General features: G+C 63.0%; 17 protein-coding genes. 11 read left to right on the forward strand and 6 right to left on the reverse strand.

The features are described from left to right. Window positions 1-98: 98 nt before the first annotated feature. The 6 genes from RFM68_RS05005 (at window position 99) to RFM68_RS05030 (ending at window position 7124) form a co-directional block, all read left to right on the forward strand. On the forward strand, window positions 99-1001 hold the full coding sequence (locus RFM68_RS05005) for an SMP-30/gluconolactonase/LRE family protein (protein ID WP_320231592.1): 903 nt from the start codon (window positions 99-101) through the stop codon (window positions 999-1001). 302 nt (window positions 1002-1303) lie between these two features. Then, window positions 1304-1612, forward strand: coding sequence for a transcription elongation factor Spt5 (locus RFM68_RS05010; RefSeq protein ID WP_320231593.1), 309 nt, complete (start codon window positions 1304-1306; stop codon window positions 1610-1612). Window positions 1613-2607: 995 nt separating this feature from the next. After that, window positions 2608-3516 (forward strand): dihydrodipicolinate synthase family protein, encoded by a 909-nt coding sequence (locus tag RFM68_RS05015; RefSeq protein ID WP_320231594.1) that lies wholly within the window; start codon window positions 2608-2610, stop codon window positions 3514-3516. A gap of 228 nt (window positions 3517-3744) precedes the next feature. Further along, window positions 3745-4947: an HlyD family secretion protein gene (locus tag RFM68_RS05020; RefSeq protein WP_320231595.1), complete on the forward strand. Its 1203-nt coding sequence runs from the start codon at window positions 3745-3747 to the stop codon at window positions 4945-4947. Further along, a complete protein-coding gene (locus RFM68_RS05025; RefSeq protein ID WP_430694818.1) occupies window positions 4944-6542 on the forward strand; it encodes a DHA2 family efflux MFS transporter permease subunit in 1599 nt (532 codons plus the stop codon). The genes RFM68_RS05020 and RFM68_RS05025 overlap by 4 nt, the downstream gene beginning before the upstream one ends. Before the next feature lie 150 nt (window positions 6543-6692). Continuing rightward, window positions 6693-7124: a cupin domain-containing protein gene (locus RFM68_RS05030; RefSeq protein ID WP_320231597.1), complete on the forward strand. Its 432-nt coding sequence runs from the start codon at window positions 6693-6695 to the stop codon at window positions 7122-7124. 42 nt (window positions 7125-7166) lie between these two features. Here RFM68_RS05030 and RFM68_RS05035 read toward each other — a convergent pair whose 3' ends face one another. After that, a complete protein-coding gene (locus tag RFM68_RS05035; protein ID WP_320231598.1) occupies window positions 7167-7622 on the reverse strand; it encodes a carboxymuconolactone decarboxylase family protein in 456 nt (151 codons plus the stop codon). Between the two features lie 117 nt (window positions 7623-7739). Beyond that, a complete protein-coding gene (locus tag RFM68_RS05040) occupies window positions 7740-8171 on the reverse strand; it encodes an SRPBCC family protein (RefSeq protein WP_320231839.1) in 432 nt (143 codons plus the stop codon). Between the two features lie 347 nt (window positions 8172-8518). Between RFM68_RS05040 and RFM68_RS05045 the strand changes: the two genes are divergently transcribed. The 3 genes from RFM68_RS05045 (at window position 8519) to RFM68_RS05055 (ending at window position 10328) form a co-directional block, all read left to right on the forward strand. Then, window positions 8519-9274: a copper homeostasis protein CutC gene (locus tag RFM68_RS05045; protein WP_320231599.1), complete on the forward strand. Its 756-nt coding sequence runs from the start codon at window positions 8519-8521 to the stop codon at window positions 9272-9274. Further along, window positions 9274-9765, forward strand: coding sequence for a GNAT family N-acetyltransferase (locus RFM68_RS05050; protein ID WP_320231600.1), 492 nt, complete (start codon window positions 9274-9276; stop codon window positions 9763-9765). Before RFM68_RS05045 ends, RFM68_RS05050 begins: the two co-directional genes overlap by 1 nt. Before the next feature lie 77 nt (window positions 9766-9842). Then, on the forward strand, window positions 9843-10328 hold the full coding sequence (locus tag RFM68_RS05055) for an SRPBCC family protein (protein ID WP_320231601.1): 486 nt from the start codon (window positions 9843-9845) through the stop codon (window positions 10326-10328). Between the two features lie 7 nt (window positions 10329-10335). Here the strand turns inward: RFM68_RS05055 and RFM68_RS05060 are convergent, their stop codons facing one another. The 4 genes from RFM68_RS05060 to RFM68_RS05075 form a co-directional block, all read right to left on the reverse strand. Then, window positions 10336-11358 (reverse strand): acyltransferase family protein, encoded by a 1023-nt coding sequence (locus tag RFM68_RS05060; RefSeq protein ID WP_320231602.1) that lies wholly within the window; start codon window positions 11356-11358, stop codon window positions 10336-10338. Window positions 11359-11562: 204 nt separating this feature from the next. Beyond that, on the reverse strand, window positions 11563-12360 hold the full coding sequence (locus RFM68_RS05065) for an FAD binding domain-containing protein (RefSeq protein WP_320231603.1): 798 nt from the start codon (window positions 12358-12360) through the stop codon (window positions 11563-11565). Window positions 12361-12468: 108 nt separating this feature from the next. After that, entirely contained in the window at window positions 12469-14817 is a 2349-nt protein-coding gene (locus RFM68_RS05070) for a xanthine dehydrogenase family protein molybdopterin-binding subunit (RefSeq protein ID WP_320231604.1), read from the reverse strand. Window positions 14818-14954: 137 nt separating this feature from the next. Continuing rightward, entirely contained in the window at window positions 14955-15455 is a 501-nt protein-coding gene (locus tag RFM68_RS05075; protein ID WP_320231605.1) for a (2Fe-2S)-binding protein, read from the reverse strand. A 294-nt stretch (window positions 15456-15749) separates the two neighbouring features. Here RFM68_RS05075 and RFM68_RS05080 point away from each other — a divergent pair, with 294 nt between their 5' ends. Together RFM68_RS05080 and RFM68_RS05085 are read left to right on the forward strand one after the other, a co-directional pair. Next, window positions 15750-16919: an FIST N-terminal domain-containing protein gene (locus RFM68_RS05080; protein ID WP_320231606.1), complete on the forward strand. Its 1170-nt coding sequence runs from the start codon at window positions 15750-15752 to the stop codon at window positions 16917-16919. A 5-nt stretch (window positions 16920-16924) separates the two neighbouring features. Then, a complete protein-coding gene (locus tag RFM68_RS05085) occupies window positions 16925-18265 on the forward strand; it encodes a hybrid sensor histidine kinase/response regulator (RefSeq protein WP_320231840.1) in 1341 nt (446 codons plus the stop codon). Window positions 18266-18303: the final 38 nt, after the last annotated feature.

Consider the following 18303-nt stretch of genomic DNA (forward strand, 5'->3'; position numbering starts at 1 on the left):
CAAGGATATTCCTCATCGTAGATCGCCTCCAAGGGCTTAAAGCTTGTTTGTCGGCCTCCATAGGGACAAAGTGGGATTCCTTGCCGGAGAAGCCAACTATGCGAACCATGAAAGCATTCGGCTGCACCCTTCTCGCGGTTCTGTTGCTTATAGCCGGTTACACCTTCGCAGCGGATGCGCCTATCATCGCCCCTGGCGCAAAGCTGGAAAAATTGGCTGAAGGCTATTCATTCACCGAAGGCCCCGCCGCGGATGGTGATGGCAATGTGTTTTTTACCGACGACCCGAATAACCGGATCGTCGAATGGCATGCGGCAGACGGAAAATTTTCCGACTGGCTCAAGCCAGCGGGACGCGCGAACGGAACTTATTTCGACAAGGTCGGCAACCTGATCGTCGTCGCCCCCGAGAAGGGCGAGCTATGGTCCATCGCGCCCGACAGGACGGTGACAGTGCTCGTGACCAACTTCGAAGGCCAGTCGTTCAACGGCCCGAATGACTTGTGGGTTCGTCCAGACGGCGGCATCTATTTCACCGACCCTGATTTCTATTCACCTCGCGACCAAAGCACACGGGTGGATGGTCAGCACGTCTACTTCGTGACGCCCGACCGCAAGACTGTCTCGCGTGTCACGACCGACCTCAAGAAGCCTAACGGAATCATCGGTACACCCGACGGCAAGATGCTTTACGTGGCGGATTACGGCGCGAGCAAAACCTTCGTCTACGACATACGTCCCGACGGCGGGCTCACGAACAAGCGCCTTTTCTGCAATCTCGGTTCAGACGGAATGACCATCGACGCTGAAGGTAACGTCTATCTCACTATGATCGGTGTGACGGTATTCGACAGGACCGGCAAAAGGGTTGAACACATCGACGTGCCCATTGAGGACACGACGACGAATGTGACCTTTGGTGGCAAAGACAATGACCTGCTCTTCATCACCGCAACAGGGAGTGTCTACGGCCTCAAGATGAGAGTAAAGGGGGCGCGTTAGAGCCGCATCCGGTGCTCGCCCTGAAGCGCAGGCGACCTCATCCCTGCAAAGAGCGATTTGGGAACCTTCCTTAAACTCCGGCACATTGAAAGAGCCCGCCTCGATGGGGACGGGCGGGCTCTTTATCGGGCCTCCCTGCGGATGCGCATTTCCAGTGTGGGCCTGGGTTGCGCTACCCCTACCCGACGCGGCGCGCCTCGCAGCCCCCGACGCGCGCCGCCTGATTTAACCAACTTGGTTGTGTGGTCGATGTTCCATTAGCGATTGCTTGACGAAGCCGGCCTCCGCCCCAGACTCACCTTATGGCGAAGGGCAGCATCAACGTCGGCGACGAGGTCGCGATCACCGCCAAGGTGCGCAGGCGGGTGACAGAGCACCGGGTGAGCGTGTCGATCCCGTCCTATGACCAACCACACTCCATCGTCGATCGAACATTGAAGGTTACGCACGGCCAGGAGATCGAGCTTCGAGGGGACGTCACACGAGTTGATGAGGGCAAGGTCACCGTCAACTTGGGGATTCCTGTCACCGTGAATGCAGATAAGGTCAGGCCAGTGGCACGCTACGTTCCGCCGAAGCGGAAAGCGCCGCTGGTGGACAAGGCGACATGACGAAGCTTTCGGAGCTCGGCCCATTCGAACCTCACCTCAACGGAAAGATTTGCGAGCACGAAAGCGAGTATTTCTACCGCTGCCCCCGTTGCGGTCAGATGGTGGACGAGCGGGACGCGCGGCAGGTGGTCTGGCATTCTTTCTTGGAGCATAAGCGGCTGACGATCGATGGTGAGGCGCCTCACTTGCCATAAGTAGCGGCGGATCGTCGCCAGGCAGCCGAACGCGCGCGGGCGGTTGGCCTTGGCGCTTCCCGCGTGTCTCATATCAGGACCAAAATGCTGGCACCCGTCTTGCACCGAAGAGATCGCCGGTACCTTCGGGGCCGGCAGCTCGTCGGGCTGGAGGCAGTTGGGGGCCTCGCCCGGCGGGTTCTCCAATCCCTCAGCTTCTCGGGAAAGCCGATGTCGGCACGGCGATCGATCCATCGGTATCGTAGCGACAGACACCCATGGTGATGCGGATTTCGTCCAGCCAGCCGAATTACGGTGACAGTGCACCTTTTCCTTTTACAGCCAGCCTCGGGCTGCTGAATCCAGGAGCGCTGGCTTGATCATTAGCCACCATAATTCCACCAATCTGACGGCTGGCATTTCGATTGCTCATGAGTTGAAGGCAAACACGGGAGAGAACGACGTTAGTCCCGACCATCCGCATGGGCCAAATTCCCATAGCCATTGTGCCGGCGAATTTTGCTTTGCCGCTCGGCCACCCTGCCTTAGCCTCCCCTTCGGAAAACCTCGCCGACAAAGTTGATAGCCGGACCCTCATACCGTGCCCCTGAAAGCCACTGCCCATATCGAGGCCATGTCCGCTTTCGCGCTGGCGAATTTCGGTGGCTATGACCGGCCGACATTGGCCCGGAACGAGAGCGCTTTCCCGCCTAGCCGACGGGTTTCGACATACTCTTCAGCATCACCGCCTCGGCCTACTTCGCCCGGACCGTCGCAGCGATGGCCAGGCGCATAGACCAGCATCATACATAGAGGATTTTCATGACCCGCCCGCAAGGAACCGTCGCCCCGATCCTGACGCCGTTCGAAGACGACGGCCGCATCGCGCGCGATCTCTGGATATCTCACGCCAAATGGGTGCTCGGCCAGGGCGCGCATTTCCTCTCTCCCTTCGGCACGACGGGCGAAGCGCTGTCGGTGTCCTTGCGCGAACGCATGCAGGCGCTGGAATGGCTGGCCGAGGCCGGCATCGCGCCGAACCGGCTGATGCCCGGGACCGGCGTCACCGCGCTGCCCGAAACGGTGGAGCTGTCGGCGCATGCCGTCGGTCTCGGCTGCGCCGCGGTCATGGTGCTGCCGTCCTTCTTCTACACCGGCGCAGGCGATAACGGTCAGGCGCGCTATTACAGCGAGCTTATCGAGAAGGTGGCAAAGCCTTCGATGCGCGTGATCCTCTACCACATCCCGCAGAATTCGGGCGTGCCGGTCAGTCCTGCCCTGACGGCGAGGCTGAGCAAGGCATTTCCGGACACCGTCGTCGCCTACAAGGACAGCGCCGGCGACTGGAACAACACGGCCGCCGTCATCGCCGCCGCGCCCGATATTTCGGTCTTTCCGAGCTCCGAGGCACAGCTCACCAGAGGTCTTGCAAACGGCGCGGCCGGCTGCATTTCGGCGACGGTCAATTTGAATGCTGCCGCCATCCGCCGCCTCTATGACGCGGCGCGGAAGGGCGAGGACGTCGCTGAGGCGGATGCCGCCATCAAGGCGTTCAGGAAGGTGATCCAGGATGCCGGGCTGATCCCGGCGATGAAGGCGGTGCTTGCGGTCCGCTCCGGCGACCGGCGCTGGCTGAATCTGCGCGCTCCGCATGAGAACGTGACGCTGGAAGGCGGGCAGGCTCTGCTTGCCGCCCTCGGCAGCGCCGCCGATCATATCGGCCACGATTGAGGTCGCGATATCGGCGCGCCCTGCGGGCGGGCTGAACAGGCGACAAGGCGCCAGAAACGCCTCCTAGGACAACAGGGGCCACCGACTGACGCCGGGGCGGATGCACCGCTCTCGGCATGCCATGATCCGGAACCAGGACTGATACTGGCTTCAGGCAACAGGAACTTTTGCGGAAACCGCCCGTTGACCCTGTTGCGAGGGGGTCGACGATATCCGGGATCCGTTACCTTGGACGCAAAAACTGAAAGAAAAGAGCGCGAAACCGCTCCCGCCGGGGAAGCGCGGGCTCAGCCGCGGTCCGATCAGCAGCAACGCCCGCCAAAGGACGACAAACCCGTCGAAGACAAGCGCGGCGACGACACGCAGGCACCAGCCACACAGAATGACAGCACGTCCGACGGCAACAAGCCGGGCCTCGTCAGACGCCATCCTTATATAGCGGCGATCGTCGCGATCCTCATCCTGTTGGTGATCGCAGGGGTGGCGATCTGGTGGATCAACGCACGTCAATATGAGTGGACCGACGACGCCTTCATCGACGCGCGCACGGTGACGGTCGGCGCCGAGATTTCCGGACGCATCACCGATGTGGCCGTCACCGACAACCAGCCGGTCGAGGCTGGCGCCGTGCTGCTGCGTATCGATGACAGCGACTATCAGGCCTCGCTTAAGCAGGCGCAAGCCGGCGTCGTGGCGGCGCGGGCCGACATTGCCAATGTGCAGGCGCAGACCGAAGCGCAGAACGCCAAGATCGATGCCGCTCGCAAGCAGGTGGCGCAGGCGCAGGCCGCGCTCGAATTCGCCAGGTCCGAGGACCAGCGAAACCGCGAGCTCCTGGCCAAGGGCACGGCGACCCAACAACAGGCGCAGCAGGCCGCCTCGACCTTGCGCCAGGACCAGGCGACGCTGGACGCGGCCAACGCGAATGCCGAGGCCGCCAAAAGTCAGGTTGCGGTTCTGCAGGCTCAAGGCAAGAGCGCCGAGGCCAAGCTTCGGCAGGCGCAGGCGACCGAGGATCAGGCCAAGACCACCCTCACCCGTACAATGATCACGGCGCCCGTCGCCGGCCATGCCACCAACATCACGGCGGCGAAAGGCACCTATGCGCAGCCCGGCCAGGTGCTGATGATGTTCGTGCCGAAGGACGTTTGGGTGAATGCGAACTTCAAGGAGACGCAGCTCGACCTGATGCGGCCGGGCCAGCCCGTCGACATCGCCATCGACGCCTATCCGGAAAAGACCTTCCACGGCCATGTCGACAGCATCCAGGCCGGCAGCGGCACGGCATTCAGCCTGCTGCCTGCCGAAAACGCCACCGGCAATTTCGTCAAGGTGGTGCAGCGCGTGCCGGTCAAGATCGTCTTCGACCAGCCGCCGGGCGTCTATCTCGGCCCCGGTATGTCGGTGGTGCCGACGGTCAAGGTGCGATGACGGACGCCATGACAGTCCCGGGCGGCGAGAGCCGGTCGGCGGCCGGCGGCCGCAACCCGTGGCTCATCGCGATCGTCGTCTCGATCGCGACTTTCATGCTGGTGCTCGACACCTCGATCGCCAATGTAGCGCTGAGAAACATCGCGGGCAGCCTCGCCGCCGGTATGGACGAGAGCACATGGGTGATCACCACCTATCTCGTCGCCAACTCCGTCATCATTCCGGTCAGCGGGTGGCTGACCAGCATCATCGGCCGCAAGCGCTATTACATGATTTGCGTGGCGACCTTCACGCTCTCCTCTCTGCTCTGCGGACTGGCCCCCAATCTCCCGACGCTGATTGCCTTCCGCATTCTGCAGGGACTAGGCGGAGGCGGCATGGCGCCGAGCGAGCAATCGATCCTCGCCGACACTTTTCCGCCGGAGAAGCGTTCGCAGGCCTTTGCGCTCTATGGCATCGCGGTGATCGTCGCGCCGACGGTCGGGCCAACCATCGGCGGCTGGCTCACGGACAATTTCTCGTGGCATTGGATCTTCTTCATCAATGTCCCGTTCGGCATAATGTCGCTGGCGCTCGTGCAATGGCTTGTGATTGAACCCGACATCCTCGAGCGCGAGCGCCGAGAACGATTGAGCAAAGGGCTGAAGGTCGACTGGATCGGCTTCATCCTGGTGGCGATGGCGCTCGGCTGCCTCGAAGTCTTTCTCGACGAAGGCCAGCGCAACGATTGGTTCGCATCGACCTTCATCACCACCTTCGCGGCGATCTCGGCGGTGTCCTTCCTGCTGCTTGTCCCCTGGGAATGGACCCGGCGCGATCCCATCGTCGACATCCGCCTGCTTTTCAGCCGGCAGTTCGGCATGTCGTTCCTGGTCATGATGGCTGTGGGCGCGGTGCTCTTCAGCACCACGCAGCTGATGCCGCAGCTGCAGCAGACGACCTTCGACTACACCGCCACCCTTTCCGGCCTGTCGATGATGCCGGGCGGTATCGCCATGCTCATGCTGATGCCGATCTCGGGCTTTGCGGCTGGTTTCGTTCAGCCGCGCTATCTCATCATGATGGGCATGTCGGTCGTCGCGGTTGCGCTCTGGCACATGACCTCGCTGACGCCCGATGCCAGCTTTAGCTACTTCGCCTATGCGCGCGTCTTCATGATGATAGGACTGCCGTTCCTGTTCATCCCGATCTCTACCGCCGCCTATGTCGGCCTGCCGCCGCAGAAGACCGACCAGGCATCCTCGCTGATCAACGTCGCCCGCAACATCGGAGGCAGCATCGGCGTATCGCTCACCAACACAGTCATTGCCCAGAACGCCCAGTTCCATCAGTCGGTACTGGTCGGCCACACCGCGCAATCGAGCGAGGCCTATCAGCAGACGCTTCGCCAGGTGACGGACCATTTCGTCGCCGAGGGCTCGCCGCTGGTCGAAGCCAGGCAGCAGGCCGTCGGCTGGATCGGACAGGAGATCGGCCGCCAGGCTTCGCTGCTCGCCTATGTCGACGTCTTTTTCTATTGCGCGGTTGCAACGGCAGTGCTTGTGCCGTTCGCCTTGCTGCTCCGGCCACCCAAGCAGGCGCCTGCGAAACGCTGAGCAATTCCAGGAAAAGTGTGAAACGGTTAGGCTTGGCGTCTTCGCCGTAGCCTTCCGTCCGGAATTTGCGTCAAAACAGAAGCTGTTCCAGCATCCGAAGCTTGCACCTCGGCGCCCGCCGCGCCAAGCTGCCGGCTTCAGGAGGACTCAATGCGCAACATGCCGGCTTCGGCGCTGCTTCTGGCGGCCGCATTTTTCACGACCAACGCAAATGCCCTGGACAGCTCGAGCACGCCTGTTGTCGTGATACCGCTGGCGTCGAAGACGACGACCGCGTCCGGCCAGCCGATCACGCTGCCGCGGAAGAACGTCGAGGTTCAGGTCTCATCCTACCAGATCGTGCCGGGGGCGACGTTGCCCGTCCACAAGCACCCCTTCCCGCGCTACGCTTATGTCGAGCAGGGAACGCTCAAGGTCACCAATGTCGAGACCGGCGCCAGCAACACCTACAAAACCGGCGACTTCATCGTCGAGATGATCGGCCAGTGGCACCAGGCCACCAACATCGGCACCGATCCGGTGAAGCTTTTGGTGATCGACCAGGTCGAACAAGGCGCCAAGAACACGATCCTGAAGCAGTAGAGGACAAGGCGTCCGCGTGGAAGCGGACGCCCGACTGTTGCTCTATCCCCAGGCGCCCACGGGTTGCCGTGTGGTGGCGTTCAGGCGGTTGAACGCATTGATCAGCGCGATCTGGATCACCAGTGTCGCAAGCGCCTTGTCTTCATAGTGGCGGGCGGCCTCGTCCCAGACGTCGTCGGGCACCGCGTCGGAACGGTCGGCCAATCGCGTCGCGGCCTCAGTGAGCGCAAGAGCCGCGCGTTCGGCGTCGGTGAAGTAAGGCGTTTCGCGCCATGCCGACACGGCAAAGATCCGCTCGTCCTTTTCGCCGGCTTTCTTCAACTCACGCGCGTGCATGTCGACGCAGACGGCACAGGCATTGATCTGGCTGGCGCGAAGATGAATGAGCTTGCGCGTGACATAAGGCACATCGCCGGCGTCGGTCGACTTGTCCAGCGCCATCAGCGCCTGCAACGCGCCGGGAATGAGCATCACCGGGTTCTTCAATCTGGCTTCCATTATCTGTCTCCTTTGGACGTGTTTTCACGAACCCTGAATGCACCGCGTCAGGATCAGGTCTGGTTTGCTGTTGTCGGGTTGCGCGCTTCGGCTAGAAGTGCGCCATGCCCGGGAATGTCAGCCTTGCCCAGCCGCGACTTGTTCGAGCCGCTCCAGGATGCGTGGCCAGCCGCTTCCCATGCCTTTGTAGCCAGGCTCGTCTTGCGGCCTGAAACCGGATTGCTCCATGCGCACCCGCGTGGACGGCCCCTCAGGCGTCAGTGACCAGGTCACAATTGTCTTCAAGCCGCTCTCGGACTCGCTTCCGTCACCCCAGCTGTAGGTGAGCAGACGCGGCGGATCGACCTTCAGCACCTCGCAGTTGACCACGCCTGACCAGCCGGGCATTGGCTTCGCGCGGAAAGTGAAGCGGTGGCCTTCAACAGGTTCAAAATCGTTCTCCATCAGCCACTCGGCGACCAGATGCGGAGAGGTCAGTGCGCGCCACACCTTGTCGGCCGCGTGCGGAAGGATCCGCTCGACAAGGATCGATTTGGTCGCGGTGGTCATCGGTCTTTCTGTGATGATATTTGTGACGTTATTCATGTCATCCTCGTTGTCCGGTTTCCCCAACAATGTCTCCAGAGCTGAGACATGGCGCTGCCAGGCTGCTGCAGGAGTCTCTGACCGGGCTCGACGACCAGGAAGCTTGCCATCATTTGCCGGGACACTCCCATCCAGATCAATAACCTTTCAGCTATGGGTTTATCTATAACCATAGAGTTATTGATGTCAACGAGCTTTTTGCACTGCCTGGACGTGGCAATGCTCGGTGGCTGGATCGATCGTTGCGGCTTTCGCCAGGACCCGCCCGATGCTAGGGCTGGCCGTCTTCTCGAAAGCATGGATGGAAACCGGTGGCGGACACGCAAAAACCCCTGATCGAAATCTGCGTCGAAGGCATTGACGGGTTGCTCGCCGCGCAAGCCGCCGGCGCCGACCGGGTCGAGCTTTGCGCTGGCCTCGTCGAAGGCGGCATCACGCCGAGCCTCGGCACGGTGCGCGCCGCGCTTCAACGCGCGACCATCCCCTTCCATGTCATCGTGCGTCCGCGCGGCGGCGATTTTCTTTACAGCGAGGCCGAATACCGCTCGATGCTGGCCGATGTCGAAGCGCTTCGCGAGCTCGGCGTGGCGGGCGTCGTCGTCGGTTGCCTGACCGCCGACGGCGCCATCGACGAGACGCGCATGGGCGCGCTGGTTGAGGCCGCCGGCCCGCTCAACGTCACCTGCCACCGTGCCTTCGACATGACGCGCGATCCGGCTGAGGCGCTCGAAGCCCTGATCCGCTGCAAGGTCGGCCGCGTGCTGACCAGCGGCCAGCGCGATACGGCGGTCGAAGGTGTCGAGCTTCTGGCTGAGCTTGTTCGCCAGGCGGGCGAGCGTATCGTCATTCTCGGCTGCGGCGCCTTGGCGCCCGACACGATCGGCGACGTCCGCAGGCGGACCGGATTGACCGAGATGCATTTTGCAGCGCTTGCGGATGTGCCGAGCGCCATGCGCTACCGCAACCCGAATGTCGGCATGGGCGGCACCGACCTCGACCGCGAATACCGCAACACGGTGACCGACGAAGCAAAGGTGGCGGCAACGATCGCGGCCGTGCGAGTTTGATGGAATTGCTGCCGATCGAACACGTCTCGCGTGCCGACGAGGCCGTCATCCTTGCGCTCAACAACGAGCATGCGGCGGAGCTGTCCTGGCTCGAGCCGGAGCGGCTTTCATTCCTGCTCGGCGAAGCGTTCTACACCCGCCGCCTCGGCGCACTCGAAGCCTTCATCATGTGCTTCGACCAGGACGCTCGCTACGACAGCCCCAACTTCCTATGGTTTCGCGAACGCTACCCGCGCTTCGTCTATGTCGACCGAGTCGTCGTCGCCGCCGAGGCGCGTGGCCGCGGCCATGCCCGCCGGCTTTATGAAGATCTGTTCGAGCATGCCCAACGCGCCGGGCACACGATCGTCACTTGCGAGGTGAATGCCGATCCGCCCAACCCGGCCTCCGATGCCTTCCATGCAGCGCTCGGCTTCTCCGAGGTCGGAGACGCGGTGATCCACGGCGGCAAGAAAACGGTGCGCTATTGGGCAAAATCGATCGCCGCCTGAACACGCTCCGAACGCTGCTGGCCAGAAAAACAAGCCGCGGCTAAGATAGCCGCTCCACCGGCTGGGGGCGCGACATCATGGCGAGCAATGTCTTCCGCTTCGACGAAAGCTGGGACATCCCCGAAGGCACACCCCAGGAGGTATGGGACGTGTTGTCGGACGCCGAGTTGCTGCCGCTCTGGTGGGGCGATGCTTACAAGGAGGTCGAGCCGCTCGACGAAAAAGGCAAGGGCGTCGTCGGCGCGCGCGCCAGGGCCCGGGCGCGCGGCGCCCTGCCCTACGAGCTGAACTTCATCATCGAGGCAGCCGAACTCGAGCCCGGCCGGCTGGTGGTGGTCAAGACCTTCGGCGATTTCGACGGGCTGTGGCGGGCCGAATTGTCCCCGTCGGAAACCGGCACGCATGTCGATCTGATCTGGCAGGTCACGGTCGAGAGGCCGATCCTCAAACTGCTGGCGCCGCTGCTCAGACCAGCCTTCGCATGGAACCATCGCTGGACGACACCGCGCGGCGAAGCAGGGCTTCGCCGTTACCTGGCCGCGCGGAAAAACGGCAAGGCCTGACTCGTGCTCACCAGTTGCGGTTGAGCCAGCCGCGAGCGGGTTTTTCGACGATGTAGTAGCTCCCAAGCGCGCAGGCGAACACAGCCGCCAGCATCGGGATCGTCGCGCTGCCGCGCTCATCGACGAATTTGTAGAAAGGCTGCTGCCAGAGATAGAGCGAATAGGACCATAGCCCGAGCATCACCATCGGCCGCGATGACAACAGTCCCGTCAGGTAGCCGCCAGCGAAGTCGAGCGTGTTGACGGCCAGCGCTAGCAGCGGCACGCCGAGAAGATAGTGGATCGGGGTCGGCACCGGATCGAGGAATAGCAACACGCCGCCAATAGCGGCCGCAAGCGCCACATGCCGGCTTTTCAGGAAAGCAGGCAGGCGGCCGTCGGCCTTGAGCAGGCAGATCGCGGCGGACAGCAGGATCGACGCGATATGCACGTCGGTGCGCCAGTAGGTGGTTTCGTAGCCCACGCCGAGAACCCAGTAAGAAGTGGCGCCGTTGGCCATTGCCAGCAGCGCCAGCACCACGAGCAGCCGCACGACATTCGCCCTTCCGGTAACCACCACGCTGATCAGCGCCAGGAGGATGTAGGAATGCTCCTCGACGCAGAGCGACCAGATGTGGTCGAGCGCGCCGGCCCGGTTGATGAAGATGCCGGCGTAATTGTAGGTGAAGGTCAGCGCCGTCAGAGCCGCCTTCCATTTGAAGGCGATGTAGCTGCCGGTGAGCCCGATCATGGCGGCGATCACGAACACAAGCAGCGCGGGATAGATGCGCGAGAAGCGGCGCTTGAAGAATTTCTTCAGCGGAAAGCGCTCGATGAACAGGATTTCGCCCATCAGCCGGCCGCTGAGCACGAAGAAGAATTCGACGCCGAGAACGCCGAAATTGATGCCTGGAACGGGGAAAAAATGGCCGATCAGCACCAACGCGATCGACAGGCCGCGCCAGCCGTCGAGATAGGCCAGCCTCGTGCGTGCCGCTTTGTCGGCTGTAGCCCGTGGCAGGACAACGGACGCTGCGGAGATGTCGGTCATGCCGCGCTTTCGCAACTTGAGGTCCGCATGCAGCACATTGGCCGCCTCGGACCGCCTCGTATTCCCGCCGGATTTATTTTGCAGTGCGGGATAACTTTGTGCAAGTGCGAAGCCGCAATTTGGCGGGCGTTTCGGTCAAGCCATTGCTACGGCGAAAGAAAAAGGGGCCGAGGCGGCCCCTTCTTTCGCCCGCATCGTCGCCGTTCAGGCGTTGGCCGCGGCCACCGCACGCTTTGCCATCACCACGACCAGGTTGGCGCGGTAGTCGGCGGAGGCGTGGATATCGCTCATCAACCCCTTTGCCGGAACTTTGAGGCCGTCGAGCGCCGAGGCGTCGAAAGTCTTTGCCAGTGCCGCCTCGATTTCCTTGGAGCGGAAGACGCCGTCCTCGCCGGCCCCTGTCACCGCCGCCCTCACCCCGTCCTTGCCCTTGGTGACGAACACGCCGACGATGGCGTAACGCGAAGCCGGGTTGCGGAACTTCTGGTAGGCCGCCTTGGCGGGCACGGCGAAGGTCACCGCCGTGATGATCTCGCCCTCCTTCAACGCCGTCTCGAACAGCCCTTTGAAGTATTTGTCGGCGGCGATCTCGCGCTTGTTGGTGACGATGGTCGCTCCCAGCGCCAGCAGCGCCGCCGGATAGTCGGCCGCCGGATCGTTGTTGGCGATCGAGCCGCCGATCGTGCCCTTGTAGCGCACCGCCGGATCGCCGATCAGTGACGCCATATGCGCAAGCGCCGGGCAGGCCTTCCTCAGCTTCTCGTCGCTTGAGACGTCGTAATGCGTCGTCGCGGCTCCTATGGTGACTGTCTTGCCGGACACCTTGATGCCCTGAAGGTCCTTCAGCCGCGAGACATCGACCAGATCCGACGGCGCCGCGAGCCGCGTCTTCATGGCCGGGATCAGTGTCATGCCGCCGGAGAGCAGCTTGGCGTCGCCGTTCTTCAACAGCTTGGCAGCCTCATTGATCGAGGTGGCGCGGTGATAGTTGACTGAGTACATGGGATCCTCCCTAGATGAAGAGCCAGCAGTCAGTAGTCAGTAGTGAATGGTCATCTGCCATGTGAAGCGCTTCCCTATTCACTACTCACTACTCCCTACTCACTCCTTTCAGTGCTTCTTGGCGCGGATGGTTGCCCACACCGTCGCGGGCGACGCCGGCATGGCGATATCGACGACGCCAAGCGCGTCGGTGATGGCGTTGATGACCGCTGGCGGCGAACCGATGGCTCCGGCCTCGCCGCAGCCTTTGACGCCGAGCGGATTGCCCGGGCATGGCGTGTTCGAGGTCGAGACCTTGAAGGACGGCAGGTCGCCCGCGCGCGGCATCGTGTAGTCCATGTAACTTGCGGTCAAAAGCTGGCCGTTGGCGTCATAATGCGCGCCTTCGAGCAACGCCTGGCCGACGCCTTGGGCGATGCCGCCATGCACCTGCCCCTCGACGATCATCGGATTGATGATGTTGCCGAAATCATCCGCCGCGACGAACTGGACGATCTCCGTCAGTCCGGTCTCAGGATCGATCTCGACCTCACAGATGTAGCAGCCGGCCGGGAAGGTGAAGTTGGACGGATCGTAGAAGGCGGTTTCCTTCAGACCGGGCTCCATGCCGGCTGGCAGGTTGTGGGCGGTGTAGGAGGCTAGCGCCACCTGGAACCAGGGCAGGCTCTTGTCGGTGCCGGCCACCTTGACCTCGCCGTTCTCGATGACGATGTCGCCCTCGTCGGCTTCCAGCAGATGCGCGGCGATCTTCTTGGCCTTGGCCTCGACCTTGTCGAGCGCCTTGGCGATAGCGGACATGCCGACGGCGCCGGAACGTGAGCCGTAAGTGCCCATGCCCATCTGCACCTTGTCGGTATCGCCATGTACGATCGAGACTGAGTCGATCGGCACGCCGAAGCGCTGGGTGACCAGTTGCGCGAAGGTGGTCTCATGGCCCTGGCCGTGACTATGCGAGCCGGTCAGCACCTCGATGGTGCCCGCGGCATTGACGCGCACTTCCGCCGATTCCCACAGGCCGACGCCGGCGCCGAGCGAGCCGACCGCCGACGACGGCGCGAGGCCGCAGGCCTCGATGTAGCAGCTCATGCCGATGCCGCGCAGCTTACCCTGCTTGGCCGCGTCGGCGCGGCGCTTGGCAAAGCCGGCGTAGTCGGCGGCTTTCATCGCCGCATCGAGCGAGGCATTATAGTCGCCTGCATCATAGTTCATGATCACCGGCGTCTGATGCGGGAAGGATGTGATGAAGTTCCGGCGTCTGAGTTCCGCCGGCGACACGCCGAGCTCGCGCGCGGCGGTCTCCATGATGCGCTCGAGGACGTAGGTGGCTTCCGGCCGCCCTGCCCCGCGATAGGCATCGACGGGCGCAGTGTTGGTGTAGACGGTGCGCACATTGGCGTGGATCGCCGGGATGTCGTACTGGCCCGACAACAGCGTGGCGTAGAGAATCGTCGGCACGCAGGACGAGAACAGCGACATATAGGCGCCGAGATTGGCTATGGTGTCGACCTTGAGGCCGGTGATGCGGTTGTCCTTGTCGAAGGCCATCTCCACCGTCGAGACGTGGTCGCGGCCATGCGCGTCCGAAAGGAAGCTCTCGGTGCGGTCGGCGACCCATTTGACGGGAACACCGGTCTTCTTCGACGCCCACAGACAGACGATCTCTTCCGGATAGATGTAGATCTTGGAGCCGAAGCCGCCGCCGACATCCGGCGCGATCACGCGCAGCTTGTTTTCCGGCGCGACGTTGTAGAACGCGCTCATCACCAACCGTGCGACATGCGGGTTCTGCGACGTCGTCCAGCAGGTGTAATGGTCCTCGGCCCTGTCGTAGTGGCCGAGCGCCGCGCGCGGTTCCATGGCATTCGGCACCAGACGGTTGTTGACGATCTTCATGCGCGTGACATGGGCCGCCGACTTGATCGCCGCGTCGGTCGCGTTGCCGTCGCCGAGCTCCCAGTCGAAGATCAGATTGTTCTCGGCCTCGGCGTGGATTTGCGGCGCGCCGGGTTGGATCGCCTTCGTGGCATCGACCACGGCCTTCAGTTCCTTGTAGGTGATCTCGACCGCTTCGGCCGCATCGCGCGCTTGCCCCTTGGTGTCGGCGACGACGATGACCACGGCGTCGCCGACATAGCGCACCTTGTCGACTGCAAGCGGCGACCAGGCGCCCATCTTCATCGGCGTGCCGTCCTTGGAGTGGATCATCCAGCCGCAGATCAAATTGCCGATGCCGTCGGCCTTGAGCTCCTTGCCGGTCAGGACGCCGACGACGCCGGGCATCGCTTGCGCCTTTTTCACGTCGATCTTCTTGATCTGGGCATGCGCGTATGGGCTGCGCAAGAACACGGCATGCTTCATGCCGGGAACCACCATGTCGTCGACATAGCGGCCGGCGCCGGTGATGAACCTTTTGTCTTCCTTGCGCGCCACGCGGGCGCCGACGCCTTCGATACCCATAGGAAATTCCTCCGGAATTTAAGGGAGTAGTGAGTAGTGAGTAGCGAATAGTGAGTAGGGAAAGATTGGAGTAGAGGTCGGTCACAGAGACGCCGGCTAATCGCTACTCTCTATTCGCTACTCACTACTCACTCATCTCACGCTGCCTGTTTCGCCTTGCCCCTGGACCCTTTCGACATCGTTTGCGATGCGGCGAGGATCGCCTTCACGATGTTGTGGTAGCCCGTGCAGCGGCAGATATTGCCATCGAGCTCGGCGCGCACCGTCGCCTCGTCGAGGCCCCCGGGATGACGCGCGATCATGTCGGTCGCCGTCATGATCATGCCGGGCGTGCAGAAGCCGCATTGCAGCCCGTGGTGCTCCTTGAACGCGGCCTGTACCGGATGCAGTTCGGCGCCGTCGGCCAGCCCTTCGATGGTGACAATGGTCGAGCCCGAAGCCTGGACGGCCAGCATCGAGCAGGATTTGACGGCCCTGCCGTCGATATGCACGATGCAGGCGCCGCATTGCGAGGTATCGCAACCGACATGCGTTCCGGTGAGACCGAGGTTTTCTCGCAGGAAATGCACCAGCAGCGTTCGGTCTTCGACGCTCCCGCTGACCCGTTTCCCATTCACAGTCAACGACACGTCCGACATGCAACCTCCCTGGGTATTAACCTTGGTCATCGCGTTGCCGATGCCGCGCTTGTGCTTCGGCAGTGCATTATTCGGGTACCGTACAACGGGCAAAACAGCGCTGCCAGCGCTGCGCCCCTTGTACTTTCGGTCATGGCCGGCATGCTGTTGAGCGCGTGCCCGACCCATACCAAATCAGGGATTGAGGGCAAAGATGCCCTCGACGCGAGGCGTGCCTGACGTGCATAAGAAAAGACACGCATAAAATAAGAAAAAGACGCATAAAAAGCGTTGGAGGAATCGCGGAGAAGGCAGTTGGCCAGTTCGAGCACACGCTATGCATCGGGCCTTTCGGCGCTCACCACCGATGAGCCCGACCCAAATGCCTTTGCGCGGGCCATCGCGGCCGAAGCGGCAATCGTCGACGCCGGCTTCGCGCTTCTGTTCTTCTCCCAAAGCCTGGTCGACGCGGCAGCGCTCGCGCAAGCGCTGAAGCTGCACGCGCCGTCGCTCGCCTATGCCGGCTGCTCGACCGCCGGCGAAATCACGCCGCAGGGACTGGAGGAAGGGCATATCCTTGCCCTGCTCTTGCCGTCGGCATCGTTTTCGACCGTCTCCACCATGGTCGAGAACCTCTCCTCGTCGGGCATGGACAGGATCACCGGCGAAGTCGCGGCGCTGCGGCGCCTGCTGCGCGGACGCGTCGGCCACGATCGCTCCAACGGCGTATTCGCGCTCTGCTTCATCGACGGCCTGTCCTATGCCGAGGAAGCGGTGACCTCGGCCATCCACTGGGGGCTGGACGACATTCCGCTGATTGGCGGCTCGGCCGGCGACGACCTGAAATTCGAGACGACCAGGCTGATCGCGAACGGCAGGGTCGCCTCCGACAGCGCCATCATCGTGCTGGTCGCGACCGAGATCCCCTTCCACGTCTTCAAGACCGACAATTTCATTCCGACCGACGAGAAGCTGGTGGTGACGGCGTCCGACCCCGACCATCGCATCGTGCGCGAATTCAACGCCACCAACGCGTCGGAAGAATACGCAGCCTCCGTCGGCATCGTGCCGCAAACGCTGACGCCGCTGAGCTTTGCCTCGCATCCCGTCGTGGTGAAGGTCGGCGGCGAATATTACTGCCGCTCGATCCAGCGCATGCATCCTGACGGCTCGCTGTCCTTCTTCTGCGCCATCGACGACGGCGTGGTGCTTTCCATCGCCCAGCCGAAGAACATGGTGGAAGCGACGCGGACCGCTCTCCAGGATGTCGAGCACAGGCTCGGCGGCATCGACATGATCCTCGGCTTCGACTGCGTGCTGCGCCGGCTCGACGCGCGCAACCGCCAGGTCTTCCGCGACATTTCCGAGCTCTATCGGACCAACAAGGTCATCGGCTTCGGCACCTATGGCGAGCAGTACCGCTCGATGCACCTCAACCAGACCTTTACCGGCATCGCCTTCGGCGAACGCCAGGCGGCCGAGTGAGCGAGATGCCGCTTCGCGACATCAACGATCTCGAAAAGCTGAAGAAGATCAACGCAGCACTTGTCAGTCGCGTCGAGCGCTCGATGGACCAGCAGGGCAACGCCTTCTCGCTGTTCCAGACCGCTATTGCGCTGGAAAACCGGGTGCGCAACCGCACCGAGGAATTGCACGCCACGCTGCGCCGGCTCGAACAGTCGAACATCGACCTCAGCGCGGCGAAGGAGAACGCGGAACTGGCGAACCTCTCCAAGACCAGGTTCCTCGCCGCCGCCAGCCACGACGTGCTGCAACCGCTCAACGCCGCGCATCTGTCGGTCTCGGCGCTGGCCGAGGTCCAGACCAGCGACGAGGGCAAAAAGCTGGTGCGCCAGGTCGAGCGCTCGCTGGAGACGATGGAAGACCTGCTGCGCACGCTGCTCGACATCTCCAAGCTCGACGCCGGCGTGGTGCTGCCTGAAACCGGCGACGTCAGCCTGGAGACGCTGTTTTCCTCGCTGCGTTCGGACTTCCTCCCCGAGGCGGAAAAGAAGGGCCTGTCGCTGAAATTCCGGCCGGTCAATGTCGTCGTGCGCTCCGACCGCACGCTACTCAGGCGCATCCTGCAGAACATCCTCTCCAACGCGCTGCGCTACACCCGCTCCGGCGGCGTGCTGGTCGGCACAAGACACCGCGGCGACACCATCCGCATCGACGTCGCCGACACCGGCTGCGGCATTGCCGAGGATCAGCGCGAGGCGGTGTTCGAGGAGTTCCACCGCGGCACCTCGACGCTTGCCGATGCCGGGCTTGCAGGCGCCGGGCTGGGCCTCGGCCTCGCCATCGTGCGCCGCATGGCGGCGGCGCTTGGCCACCCGGTGACCTTTTCCTCGAAGGTCGGACGCGGCACCATCTTCCACATCGACGTGCCGGTCGGCATGGCCGCGGCCGAACCGGCGGCGGCCGCAGCCGACATGGATCGCCCGCGCGGCTACGGCCTGTTCGGCACCAAGGTGCTGCTGGTCGAGAACGACGCCGACGTGCTGGGCGCCATGACCTCGCTGCTCGAGCGCTGGCAATGCCTGGTGCGGGCCGCGACCTCGACCGACGATGCGCTCGACCTCATCGGCGACACCGCCTGGGTGCCCGACATCATCATCGCCGACCAGCATCTCGACGGCGGCGACCTCGGCACCGCGACCATCGCCGAGGTGCGCGACTATCTCGGCCGCCCGGTGCCGGCCCTGATCGTCACCGCCGACGGCTCCGAACCCGTCGCCAAGGCCGCCCGCGCCGCCGGCATAGAGCTGATGCGCAAGCCGCTGAAGCCTGCGCAATTGCGCGCGCTGCTGGCGCATCTGTTGGCTTAGGGTGCGGTCACTTCTGCTGGGAACAGAAGTAGAGCTGT

The sequence above is a fragment of the Mesorhizobium montanum genome, assembly GCF_033977145.1.
GTDB lineage: Bacteria > Pseudomonadota > Alphaproteobacteria > Rhizobiales > Rhizobiaceae > Mesorhizobium > Mesorhizobium montanum.